Genomic DNA, 12,162 nt, shown 5'->3' on the forward strand with positions numbered 1-12,162 from the left:
TCCTTTATCGACGGCTCAGTTGACGGCCTCGAACAGCGAGACGACATCCGCCTCGGGGTTCGTGAGCGTCAACGTCAGCACCGGGCGTCCGTGGTCGCCGAGGACGCTGGCGTCGCCGGCGGCCTGGGCCTGGATGAGCTGCCCGAAGGTGAAGGGACGGCCGGGGATCTCGAGGTCCTCGGAGGGCGTCGCCGTGATCTGCAGGAACACGCCGACCGCCGGACCGCCCTTGTGGAACTGACCCGTCGAGTGCAGGAAGCGCGGTCCCCAGCCGAAGGTGACCGGCCGGTTCGCCTTCGCCGCCAGGAGGTCGCGGATGCCCGCGAGCTGGGGGAGGGCGAGACGGTCGACGTAGGCCTGGACCGCGACGTAGCCGTCCGGTCCGAGCTGGGCGAGGAGCGCATCCACCGCGGCGTCCAGGGTCCCGGCGCCGCCGAGGAAGGAACCGGTGCTGCGGACTTCGATGCCGCCCGCGGTGAACGCGGGGGCGGCGGGCTCCGGGCGGTTGTCGAGCAGCGAGCGCGCGGCGGCCTTCGCCGCCTCCACATCCGGCTGATCGAACGGGTTGATGCCGAGCAGGCGCCCGGCGACCGCGACCGCGTACTCCCAGACCAGGATCTGGGCGCCGAGGCTGCCCGAGACGAGGATCTCGCCCTCGTGACGGTCGGCCGGGAAGAGGTGGTGGGCCTCGGCGTTCGAGACGAGACGCACGACCTGCAGGTCGGCCGGCTTCGACTCGAGCTCGGGGGCGAGCTTGTCGAGCACGACCGGAAGCAGTCCGGTGCCCTCCTTGCCCGTGGACTCAGCGATCAGTTGCTCGGCCCAGTCGGCGAAGCCCACGATGTGGGTGCCGTCGGAGACGATGCCGAGCTTGTCCTTGAGCGGGCTCGTGCCGGCGATCGCGGCGCCGAGCACGAGGCCCGGGTTCTGCTCGTTGTCGACCGCGAGCTCGATCGACGTGGCGTCGGCCTCGTCGAGGAGCTCGGAGATGTCCACGCCGGCGAGGCCGGAGGGGACGAGGCCGAACGCGGTGAGCGCCGAGTAGCGGCCGCCCACGTTCGGATCGGCGTTGAACACGCGGTAGCCGGCCTCACGGGCCGACTGGTCGAGCGGCGAGCCGGGGTCCGTGACGACGACGATCCGCTCGCGCGGGTCGATGCCGGCGTCCTGGAACCACTTCTCGTACACGCGGCGCTGGCTGTCCGTCTCGAGCGTCGAGCCCGACTTGGACGACACGACCAGGGCGGTGGCCTCCAGCCGGTCGCGGAGGGCGGAGAGCACCTGGCCGGGGTCGGTCGAGTCGAGCACGGTGAGCTCGGCCTCGGCGGTGCGCGTGATGACCTCGGGAGCGAGCGAGGATCCGCCCATGCCGGCGAGGACGATGTGGTTCACGCCCTTCGCATGCAGCTCGTCGCGCAGGGCGACGATCTCGGGGACCAGGGGGCGCGAGATCGCGACGGCTTCGGTCCAGCCGAGGCGCTTGCTCGCCTCGGCCTCGGCGGCGGGGCCCCAGAGGGCCGGGTCGAGCGCCGTGATGCCGGACGCCACCTTGTCGGCGACGAGCTGCGGCACCACCGTGCGGACGGCCTCCGCCGCCGGACCGGTGACGTGGATGCGGAACGTCACTTGGCGGCTCCCTCGAGGGCGGTCTTCACGGTCTCGACGAGCTCGCCCCACGAGACGTTGAACTTCTCGACGCCTTCGCGCTCGAGGGTCTCGGTGACGTCGTCGTAGCTGATGCCGAGGTCGGCGAGCTTGTTGAGCACGTCGTTCGACTCGGCGTAGGTGCCGGTGACGGTGTCGCCGGTGATGTGGCCGTGGTCGAAGGTCGCGTCGAGCGTCTTCTCGGGCATCGTGTTCACGACGTTCGGGGCGACGAGCGCCTCGACGTACAGCGTGTCGGGCAGGTTCGGGTCCTTCACACCGGTGGAGGCCCACAGCGGACGCTGCTCGTTCGCGCCGGCCTGGACGAGGAGCTTCGCGCGCTCGGTGGCGAACTGCTGCTCGTACACCTCGTACGCGAGGCGGGCGTTGGCGATGCCCGCCTTGCTCTTCAGGCCCTCGGCCTCGTCCGTGCCGATCGCGCTGAGGCGCTTGTCCACCTCGGTGTCGACGCGGGAGACGAAGAACGAGGCGACCGAGTGGATGCCGGAGAGGTCGATGCCCGCCTCCTTGGCCTTCTCGAGGCCGGTGAGGTAGGCGTCGATGACGGCGCGGTAGCGCTCGAGGCTGAAGATCAGGGTCACGTTGACGCTGATGCCGGCCGCGGTGGTCTCCGTGATGGCCTCGAGACCCTCGACCGTCGCCGGGATCTTGATCATGACGTTCGGCTTCTGGATCTTGTCCGAGAGCTTCTTCGCGGCCGCGATGGTGGCCTTCGCGTCGTGGGCGAGCGCCGGGGCGACCTCGATGGAGACGCGGCCGTCGACGCCGTTGGAGCGCTCGTAGACGCTGTGGAAGATGTCGCTCGCCTTCGCGACGTCGTCCGTGGTGATCTCGAAGATCGCGTCGTCGACGTCCAGGCCGGCGGCGGCGAGCTGGCGGACCTGCTCGTCGTAGGCCTCTCCCTTGGAGAGGGCGGCGGCGAAGATCGTCGGGTTCGTGGTCACTCCGACCACGTTCTTCTCGGCGATGAGCTTCTCCAGGTTGCCCGTGTTGATGCGCTCACGCGACAGGTCGTCCAGCCAGATGCTGACGCCCGCTGCGGACAGTGCGGCCGTGGGGGTCGCGGCGGTGGCGGTTGTGTCGGTCATGTTCTCTTATCTCCTCTTGTGCCCGCGCTCAGAGCGACGCGAGCGATTCCTTCGCTGCGGACACGGCGTGCTCGGTGGTCATGCCGAACTCGCGGAACAGCGTCTTGTAGTCGGCCGACGCACCGAAGTGCTCGATCGACACGCTGCGGCCGTGGTCGCCGACGATCTTGTCCCAGGCGAGCGCCAGACCGGCCTCGATCGAGACGCGGGCCTTGACGGCCTCGGGGAGCACCTTCTCGCGGTACTCGGCGGGCTGCTCGGCGAACCACTCGAGGCTCGGGGCGGAGACGACGCGGGCGTTGATGCCCTCGCCGCGCAGCTCCTCGCGGGCCTCCAGTGCGATCTGGACCTCGGAGCCGGTCGCGATGAAGATCACGTCCGGCGTGCCGCCCGGCGCCTCGGCCAGGATGTACGCGCCCTTCGCGACGTTCTTCGCCGACGCCAGGGTGTCGCCCTCTGCTTCGCCCTCTCCGCGCTCGAACACCGGGATGTTCTGGCGGGTCAGCGCGATGCCGGCCGGGCCCTGACGGCGCTCCAGCATGGTCTTCCAGGCCCAGGCCACCTCGTTGGCGTCGCCGGGGCGGACGACCGTGAAGTTGGGGATGGCGCGCAGTGTCGAGAGCTGCTCGATCGGCTGGTGCGTCGGGCCGTCCTCGCCCAGCGCCACGGAGTCGTGGGTCCAGACGAAGATCGACGGGATGTCCATCAGGGCAGACAGACGCAGCGACGGGCGCTGGTAGTCGCTGAAGATCAGGAACGTGCCGCCGAACGGACGCGTCGGTCCGTGCAGCACGATGCCGTTGATGATCGCGGCCATCGCGTGCTCGCGGATGCCGAAGTGCAGCACGCGGCCGTACGGGTTGCCCGTCCACTCGTGGGTCGAGCGCTCGCTCGGCACGAACGAGGGGGCGCCCTCGATGGTGGTGTTGTTCGACTCGGCGAGGTCGGCGGAACCGCCCCACAGCTCCGGCATGGCAGGAGCGATGGCGTTCAGCACCTTGCCGCTCGCGGCGCGGGTCGAGACGTCCTTGCCCGGCTCGAAGACGGGGATGACGCTCTCGAGGTCGGGCGCCTCGCCCGACAGGAGGCGGTCGAGCAGCTGTTTGCGCTCGGGGTTCGCCTCGGCCCAGGCGTCGAAGCCCTTCTGCCACTCGGCGCGCTCGGCGGCTCCCCGCTCGATCGCCTTGCGGGTGTGCTCGATGACCTCGTCGGCGACCTCGAAGGTCTGCTCCGGGTCGAAGCCGAGCACCTCCTTGACCGCACGCAGCTCGTCGGCGCCCAGCGCGGAACCGTGGATCTTGCCGGTGTTCTGCTTCTTCGGCGCAGGCCAGCCGATGATCGTCTTGAGGATGATCAGCGACGGCTTGTCGGTGACCGCCTTGGCGTTCTCGATGGCCGTGTAGAGCTCCTGCACGTCCTCCCGGTAGACGCCGGTCTTCTTCCAGTCGACCACCTGGACGTCCCAGTGGTACGCCTCGTACCGCGCCTTGACATCCTCGGTGAACGCGATGTCGGTGTCGTCCTCGATCGAGATCTGGTTGCTGTCGTAGATCGCGATCAGGTTGCCGAGCTCCTGGTGGCCGGCGAGCGACGACGCCTCGGAGCTGACGCCCTCCTCGAGGTCGCCGTCGGAGGCGATCACGTAGACGTAGTGGTCGAACGGGCTGGTGCCGGGAGCGGCGTCCGGGTCGAACAGACCGCGCTCGAACCGCTCCGCATAAGCGAAACCGACGGCGGAGGAGATGCCCTGACCGAGAGGTCCTGTGGTGATCTCCACGCCGTCGGTGTGTCCGTACTCGGGGTGGCCGGGGGTGAGGGAGCCCCAGGTGCGGAGCTTCTTCAGGTCGTCGAGTTCGAGACCGTATCCGCCCAGATAGAGCTGGATGTACTGGGTCAGGGACGAGTGGCCCGCCGAGAGGATGAAGCGGTCGCGGCCGAGCCAGTGCTGGTCGCGCGGGTCGCGGCGCATCACCTTCTGGAACAGCAGGTAGGCCGCGGGGGCGAGGCTCATGGCGGTGCCGGGATGCCCGTTGCCCACCTTCTCCACCGCGTCGGCCGCGAGGACGCGCGCCGTGTCTACTGCCTTGTTGTCAATGGGATCCCACTGCAGTGCTGCCACGTGAAAACTGACCCTTCGTCGATGTGGTGAGGGTCGTCGTGGAACCCGCACCGGTTGAGGTAGTGCGCGCCGTGGACGTCATCGGCGCCGAGCCATTCCTCCGTCACCGTCCTACAAAGAGTGCGGCCGGAACAGGGCTTCGGCTGGCGAGCACCTCCAAGTATAGGTAACGCGCACGAAACGTGGGGTGTTCCCCCAGCCGGTTGTGCCAGGGGCGTACACGGGGTACCCGGTCGGCCGGTCCTCGACGTGACGTAGAATCGGATACCGTCTGAGTACATCCGCCGACACATCACGAGGAGCAATGGACGTCGCTGTAGAGAGCCGTGTCGAACCGGGCCGCATCGGCGTCGCTCGCAAGGTGAAGGCGTACGTCGCCCTCACCAAACCGCGGGTCGTCGAACTGCTCCTGGTCACGACCGTCCCGACGATGATCCTCGCCGCGCACGGCATCCCGAACCTGTGGCTGGTGCTCGCCACGGTCGTCGGCGGCTACATGAGCGCCGGGTCCGCCGGCGCCTTCAACTGCTACATCGACCGTGACATCGACCGCGTCATGCGGCGCACGAAGAACCGCCCGCTCGTCACCGGCGAGCTGTCCGACCGCGAGGCTCTCGTCTTCGCCTGGGCGCTGGGCATCGCCTCGGTGCTGGTGCTCGGATTCTTCACGAACTGGCTCGCCGCCGCGCTCTCGGTCGCGGCCATCCTGCTCTACGTCGTCTTCTACACGCTCATCCTCAAGCGCCGCACGCCGCAGAACATCGTCTGGGGCGGCGTCGCCGGCTGCATGCCCGTGCTGATCGGCTGGGCGGCCGTGACCGGCTCGCTGGACTGGGCGCCCGTCATCCTGTTCGGCATCATCTTCCTCTGGACGCCGCCGCACTACTGGCCGCTGTCGATGAAGTACCGGTCGGACTACCAGGAGGCCGGCGTGCCGATGCTCGCGGTGGTCCGCGGGCGCGCCGTGGTTGGCCTCCAGGTCATCCTGTACGCGTGGGCCATGGTGGCGTGCTCGCTCCTGCTCATCCCGGTCGCCGGGATGGGGCTGCTGTACACGGCCGTATCCCTGGTCGCCGGCGGCTGGTTCATCTACGAGTCGCACCGTCTGTACAACCTCGCGATCCGTCACGAGACGGTGTCGCCGATGCGCGTCTTCCACGGCTCGATCGCCTACCTGACGCTGATCTTCCTCGCCGTCGCGATCGACCCGCTGCTGCCGTTCTGAGCGCGGCCGCGGCTGACAGCGCCCGCCGGGGAGTCCGTACGCGAAAACCCGTGCCACGAAGGTCCGCCTGGCTCTAGCATGTGCGCATGACGGCACCGGTGCTGACCATGCGTCTGGCGACGCCCCGCCTCGTGCTCGACGCCCCGACGGACGACGACGTCCCGGACGTGCTGGCCGCCTGTCAGGACCCCGAGACCCAGCGCTGGGTGCCGTTGCCGTCGCCATACACCCGCGAGAGCGCGGAGTTCTTCGTGCGCAGCTACTGCCCGCACGGGCTGGCGAGCCGCCAGTACACCGTGTGGGCTGTTCGGGCACGCGGCGACGGCCGCCTCCTCGGCGCGCTCGAGGTGCGCAAAGACGAGCACCCCGGCTCGGCCTCGCTCGGCTGCTGGTCCGGGCCGTGGGCGCGCGGGCAGGGCTACATGCGGGAGGCGCTCGGCGCCGTCGCCCGCTACGCGCTCGACCCCGATGGGCTGGGATTCGACCGCCTGAACTGGGAGTACGTGCCCGGCAACGAGTCCAGCAGGCGGCTCGCGGAGGCCGTCGGCTTCGGCTTCGGCGACGGGATGCGCTCGGTCGTCAGCCTGAACGGAGAGACGCGCGAGGCGCGCGTCGGCCGGCTAAGCCGCGACGGCGTCGGCCGCTGACCCCTCCGGCACGTCCAGCGCCGCCGCCGGAGCCTTGAGCGAGAGGATGACCGCGGTCATCGCTGAGGCCAGCAGCGCGGCGAGGGTCATGTGGATGCCGACCAGGATGCCCGGCAGCCCCGTGCTCGCCTGGATGAGCCCGACGACGATCTGCACCAGCTCGACGGCGAGCAGGTATTGCGTGAAGCGGTGCACCTGGGTGGTGCGAGACCGGAAGGACCCCACGACGAGCACCAGGGTCAGCGCGAAGGTGACGTACGCGGGGATCGCGTGGACATGCTGCAGGATCTCGGGGTTCAGCCCGTTCCGCGGGGCGTTCGCGTCTCCGGCATGCGGACCGCTGCCGGTGGTGAGGATGCCGACCAGGATCGTGACGGCGACGACGGCGCTGGTGAGGTGGGCGACGCCCGCGAACCACCCGGGGACGGCACGGACGCGCGGGCCCGGGACGGCGTAGACGCGGAAGACGAAGGCGGTGCAGGTCGCGACCAGCGCGATCGAGACGACGAAGTGCAGCCCGACCACGTAGGGGTTCAGGCCGCTCAGGACGCTGAGCCCGCCGATGACCGCCTGCGCGGGGATGGCGAGGCCGGCGATGAGGGTCAGCCAGAACAGGTCGGGGCGCTGCTTCCGCATCCGGAGGATGGCCAGGAACGCGACGATGGCGACCACCGCGAGCAGAGCGCTGAGGACGCGGTTGCCGAACTCGATGAAGCCGTGGACGCCCATCTCCGGCGTGTTCACGAGAGAGTCGCTCGTGCACTTGGGCCAGGTGGGGCAGCCGAGGCCGCTGGCCGTGAGCCGCACGAGGCCGCCGGTCCCGACCAGGACGACCTGGCCGACCAGATACACCCAGGCGATCGCCTTCAGCCGTCCGTCGACACGATCCGGCAGCCAGGCGATGATGCGCTTCATGGTTCGGGACTCTCTCGGTCGGATCGGCGGGGCCGGTTGCGGATACTCGGGCAATGCGCAGGCGCGCCTCTACTAATACCGCGCCGCACCTGTAGAATTGGTGGGTTCGAGGAACGCGCATCCCAGCGCGTGGCGCGGCCGGTTTCTCCGTCCATCGCCGGGGCATCGTGGCCCGTCTCTCCGAACAGTCTAGGTACGCACGTGTTGGTACGCAGTCACCGCCACCCGCACAATCAGGACGCTCAGGGGCGACCGGCGTGAGCCGTGTTCTCCGAGGGGAATGAGCCGGACTGATATCCGGTTACGAGTGGAAGGAAACGAGGTAGATATGTCAGACATCCTGATCGATCGGCCTGAGCTCGCCTCTTTGGGGCAGTACGAGTTCGGCTGGTCGGATTCCGACGCCGCGGGGTCCACCGCTCGTCGCGGTCTCTCGCCCGAGGTGGTGAAAGACATCTCGGCGCTCAAGAAGGAGCCCGAGTGGATGCTGCAACGCCGCCTCAAGGCCCTCCAGCTGTTCGAGCGCAAGCCCATGCCGACCTGGGGCGCCGACCTGTCGGAGATCGACTTCGACAACATCAAGTACTTCGTCCGCTCCACCGAGAAGCAGGCGCAGAGCTGGGAAGACCTCCCGGAGGACATCCGGAACACCTACGAGAAGCTCGGCATCCCGGAGGCGGAGCGCCAGCGTCTCGTCGCCGGTGTCGCCGCGCAGTACGAGTCCGAGGTCGTCTACCACCAGATCCGCGAAGACCTCGAGCAGCAGGGCGTCATCTTCCTCGACACCGATACCGCGCTCCGCGAGCACCCCGAGATCTTCGAGGAGTACTTCGGGACGGTCATCCCGGCGGGCGACAACAAGTTCGCCGCGCTGAACACCGCTGTGTGGTCGGGCGGCTCGTTCGTCTACGTGCCGAAGGGCGTCCACGTCGAGATCCCGCTGCAGGCCTACTTCCGCATCAACACGGAGAACATGGGCCAGTTCGAGCGGACCCTGATCATCGCGGACGAGGGCAGCTACGTCCACTACATCGAGGGCTGCACGGCGCCGATCTACAAGTCGGACTCGCTGCACTCCGCGGTCGTGGAGATCATCGTCAAGAAGAACGCGCGGGTCCGCTACACGACCATCCAGAACTGGTCCAACAACGTCTACAACCTCGTCACCAAGCGGGCGACCGCGGCCGAGGGCGCGACGATGGAGTGGATCGACGGCAACATCGGCTCCAAGGTGACGATGAAGTACCCGTCGATCTACCTGATGGGCGAGCACGCCAAGGGCGAGACGCTGTCCGTCGCCTTCGCCGGCCCCGGTCAGCACCAGGACGCCGGCGCCAAGATGATCCACATGGCTCCGTACACGCAGTCGTCGATCGTCTCCAAGTCGATCGCACGCGGCGGCGGGCGCGCGGGCTACCGCGGAGAGGTGCGGGTGGACGCGAACGCGCACCACTCCGCCAACACTGTGCGCTGCGACGCGCTGCTCGTCGACACGATCTCGCGGTCCGACACCTATCCGGCCATCGACATCCGCGTCGACGACGTGCAGCTCGGCCACGAGGCGACCGTGTCGCGCGTGAGCGAGGAGCAGCTGTTCTACCTGATGTCGCGCGGGCTCCCGGAGGACGAGGCCATGGCGATGATCGTCCGCGGCTTCATCGAGCCGATCGCCCGCGAGCTCCCGATGGAGTACGCACTGGAACTCAACAAGCTCATCGAGATGGGCATGGAAGGCTCTGTCGGATGACGCAGATCGAGACGACGACGACCGACACGGCCGCCCCCGCCCCGAAGCACCTGCGCGCGCCCGTCCCCGTCCAGAGCCGTGCCGAGCGGTTCACCTCGACGGAGGTCTCCGACTTCCCCGCGGTGACCGGTCGCGAGCCGATGTGGAAGTACACGCCCGTCGCGCGGCTCCAGGAGCTCATCACGGGTGAGCTGGACGGCTCGCCGTATGTGTACGACGTGACCGCCGCTCCCGGCGTGACCACCGCGTGGATCACGCGGGACGACGCAAGGATCGGCGCAGGCGGGAAGCCGGAGGACCGCGCGTCCGCCAACGCCTGGACGGCCTTCGAGCAGGCCCTGCTCGTGACCATCGGAGCCGACCTCAGCGGCGACCGCCGCGAGGTGACGCTCACCCGTTCCGCCCTCGGCGGACCGGCGCGCGCAGCGCACACGGTCGTCGAGGTGGCCCCCGGAGCGGTCGCGACGCTGATCCTGCAGAACACCGGATCGGCGCACCTGACCGAGAACGTCGAGTTCCTGCTGGGGAAGGACGCCGACCTCACCGTCGTGTCGCTCCAGGAGTGGGACGACGACTCCCTCCACGTCGCCGCCCACTTCGCCGAACTGGGCGAGGGCGCGCGCATCAAGCACGTGGCCGTCACGCTCGGCGGCGGGGTCGTCCGGCTCAACCCGTCCGCCCACCTGGCGGGCGCCCGGTCGGACGCCGAACTCCTCGGCGCCTACTTCGCCGACGCCGGCCAGCACCTCGAGCAGCAGGTGTACGTCTTCCACGACGGCCCCGAGACCCGCAGCCGCGTGACCTACAAGGGTGCGCTGCAAGGCGCCGGCGCGCGCACGGTCTGGATCGGCGACGTGCTGATCGGCCCGTCGGCCGTCGGCACCGACACCTACGAGCAGAACCGCAACCTCGTCCTGACCGACGGCGCCCGCGCCGACTCCGTGCCGAACCTCGAGATCGAGACCGGCGACATCCTCGGGGCCGGTCACGCGAGCGCCACCGGCCGGTTCGACGACGAGCAGCTGTTCTACCTGCAGTCCCGCGGCATCCCGGAGGAGGAGGCGCGCCGTCTGGTCGTGCGCGGCTTCCTCGCCGAGATCGTCCAGCAGATCGGCTCGCCGGCGCTCCAGGAGCGCCTGCAGGCCAAGATCGAGGACGAGCTGGAGTCGGCGACGGTCACCGCGTCGACGCCGTCCGCGCCGAACGCCGGGGCCGAGAACTGATGGCGGGTCAGCGCGTCGCGGCCGTCGCGGAGCTGGTCGAGAACCAGGCCACCCGCGTCGTGCTCGATGGCGTCCCCATCGCCGTCGTCAAGGACTCGTCCGGTGCGGTGCACGCCATCGGCGACACCTGCACCCACGGCGAGATCTCGCTCTCCGAGGGCTTCGTCGAGGACGAGACCCTGGAGTGCTGGGCCCACGGCTCCCAGTTCTCCCTGGTCACCGGCAAGCCCCTCAACCTCCCGGCCTACGAGCCGGTCCCCGTGTTTCCCGTCGAGATCATCGACGGAGACGTCTTCATCGACCCCAGCGCCCCGAAAGTGAACAAGTAACCATGTCAGTCCTCGAGATCCGCGACCTCCACGTCACCGTCGAGACGGACCAGGGCACCAAGCCCATCCTGAACGGCGTCGACCTCACCATCAACGAAGGTGAGATCCACGCGATCATGGGCCCGAACGGCTCCGGCAAGTCCACCCTCGCCTACACGATCGCCGGTCACCCGAAGTACACGGTGACCCAGGGCAGCATCACGCTCGACGGCGAGGACGTCCTCGCGATGACCGTCGACGAGCGCGCCCGCGCCGGGCTCTTCCTCGCCATGCAGTACCCGGTCGAGATCCCCGGCGTGACCAACACCAACTTCCTCCGCACCGCGAAGACGGCGATCGACGGCCAGGCGCCGTCCATCCGCACCTGGGTGAAGGACGTCCGGGAGTCGATGGGCGCGCTGCGCATGGACTCGTCGTTCGCCGAGCGCAACGTCAACGAGGGCTTCTCGGGTGGCGAGAAGAAGCGCAACGAGATCCTCCAGCTGGAGCTGCTCAAGCCGAAGTTCGCCGTGCTCGACGAGACCGACTCCGGCCTCGACGTCGACGCGCTCAAGATCGTGTCGGAGGGCGTCAACCGGGCGAAGGCCAACACCGGGCTCGGCATCCTGCTGATCACGCACTACACACGCATCCTCCGCTACATCAAGCCGGACTTCGTGCACGTGTTCGTCGCCGGCCGCGTCGCCGAGCAGGGCGGCCCCGAGCTGGCCGACCGCCTGGAGGAGGAGGGCTACGACCGCTACGTCGACGCCCCCGAGCCCGCGGCCGCATCGGCGGCCGAGGTCGGTTCCTGAGCTTCGAGAGGTAGAATCCCACCATGCCCGCCACTCTGAGTCCCGCGCTCTTCGACCAGGTCGAAGAGGCGCTGAAGGACGTCATGGATCCCGAGCTCGGGATCAACGTCGTCGACCTGGGCCTCATCTACGATCTGGCCTGGGACGACGAGAACAACGCGCTCATCATCTCGATGACGCTCACCAGTGCCGGCTGCCCGCTGACCGACGTGCTCGAAGAGCAGACGGCTGAGGCGCTCGACGGGATCGTCGAGGCCTTCCGCATCAACTGGGTGTGGATGCCGCCGTGGGGTCCCGAGCGGATCAGCGACGACGGGCGCGACATGATGCGCGCCCTCGGCTTCGCCATCTGAACCCCCCTTCCAACAGTTCCGGACTTTTTCGACCGCGCCGTGGCGTGTCGGGCCGAA

11 protein-coding genes are annotated in these 12,162 nt (G+C 68.9%); 7 read left to right on the plus strand and 4 right to left on the minus strand.

Going from position 1 to position 12,162, the window contains the following annotated elements:
- Positions 1 to 15: 15 nt before the first annotated feature.
- Genes BLW09_RS07725 through tkt form a run of 3 tightly spaced genes read right to left on the minus strand, consistent with a single transcriptional unit; the run spans position 16 to position 4,872 of the window.
- Positions 16 to 1,626 (minus strand): glucose-6-phosphate isomerase, encoded by a 1,611-nt coding sequence (locus BLW09_RS07725; protein WP_089910678.1) that lies wholly within the window; start codon positions 1,624 to 1,626, stop codon positions 16 to 18.
- Complete coding sequence (gene tal / locus BLW09_RS07730) at positions 1,623 to 2,753, minus strand: transaldolase (RefSeq protein WP_089910681.1); 1,131 nt, start codon at positions 2,751 to 2,753, stop codon at positions 1,623 to 1,625. Before tal ends, BLW09_RS07725 begins: the two co-directional genes overlap by 4 nt.
- Before the next feature lie 28 nt (positions 2,754 to 2,781).
- Entirely contained in the window at positions 2,782 to 4,872 is a 2,091-nt protein-coding gene (gene tkt / locus BLW09_RS07735) for a transketolase (RefSeq protein ID WP_089910684.1), read from the minus strand.
- A gap of 304 nt (positions 4,873 to 5,176) precedes the next feature.
- Between tkt and BLW09_RS07740 the strand changes: the two genes are divergently transcribed.
- Complete coding sequence (locus tag BLW09_RS07740) at positions 5,177 to 6,097, plus strand: heme o synthase (protein ID WP_089910687.1); 921 nt, start codon at positions 5,177 to 5,179, stop codon at positions 6,095 to 6,097.
- A gap of 86 nt (positions 6,098 to 6,183) precedes the next feature.
- Entirely contained in the window at positions 6,184 to 6,744 is a 561-nt protein-coding gene (locus BLW09_RS07745; protein ID WP_089910690.1) for a GNAT family N-acetyltransferase, read from the plus strand.
- Here BLW09_RS07745 and BLW09_RS07750 read toward each other — a convergent pair.
- On the minus strand, positions 6,718 to 7,659 hold the full coding sequence (locus BLW09_RS07750; RefSeq protein ID WP_089910693.1) for a COX15/CtaA family protein: 942 nt from the start codon (positions 7,657 to 7,659) through the stop codon (positions 6,718 to 6,720). The genes BLW09_RS07745 and BLW09_RS07750 overlap by 27 nt on opposite strands.
- A gap of 328 nt (positions 7,660 to 7,987) precedes the next feature.
- Here BLW09_RS07750 and sufB point away from each other — a divergent pair, with 328 nt between their 5' ends.
- Genes sufB through BLW09_RS07775 form a run of 5 tightly spaced genes read left to right on the plus strand, consistent with a single transcriptional unit; the run spans position 7,988 to position 12,105 of the window.
- Complete coding sequence (sufB, locus tag BLW09_RS07755) at positions 7,988 to 9,406, plus strand: Fe-S cluster assembly protein SufB (RefSeq protein ID WP_089910696.1); 1,419 nt, start codon at positions 7,988 to 7,990, stop codon at positions 9,404 to 9,406.
- Complete coding sequence (gene sufD, locus BLW09_RS07760) at positions 9,403 to 10,629, plus strand: Fe-S cluster assembly protein SufD (RefSeq protein WP_089910698.1); 1,227 nt, start codon at positions 9,403 to 9,405, stop codon at positions 10,627 to 10,629. The genes sufB and sufD overlap by 4 nt, the downstream gene beginning before the upstream one ends.
- Positions 10,629 to 10,958 (plus strand): non-heme iron oxygenase ferredoxin subunit, encoded by a 330-nt coding sequence (locus BLW09_RS07765; protein ID WP_089910701.1) that lies wholly within the window; start codon positions 10,629 to 10,631, stop codon positions 10,956 to 10,958. The genes sufD and BLW09_RS07765 overlap by 1 nt, the downstream gene beginning before the upstream one ends.
- 2 nt (positions 10,959 to 10,960) lie before the next feature.
- On the plus strand, positions 10,961 to 11,752 hold the full coding sequence (gene sufC, locus BLW09_RS07770; protein ID WP_089910704.1) for a Fe-S cluster assembly ATPase SufC: 792 nt from the start codon (positions 10,961 to 10,963) through the stop codon (positions 11,750 to 11,752).
- A 23-nt stretch (positions 11,753 to 11,775) separates the two neighbouring features.
- Positions 11,776 to 12,105, plus strand: a complete 330-nt coding sequence (locus BLW09_RS07775; protein WP_089910706.1) for a metal-sulfur cluster assembly factor — start codon at positions 11,776 to 11,778, stop codon at positions 12,103 to 12,105.
- Positions 12,106 to 12,162: the final 57 nt, after the last annotated feature.

The organism is Leifsonia sp. 21MFCrub1.1 (assembly GCF_900107895.1).
Classification (GTDB): Bacteria; Actinomycetota; Actinomycetes; order Actinomycetales; family Microbacteriaceae; genus Leifsonia; species Leifsonia soli.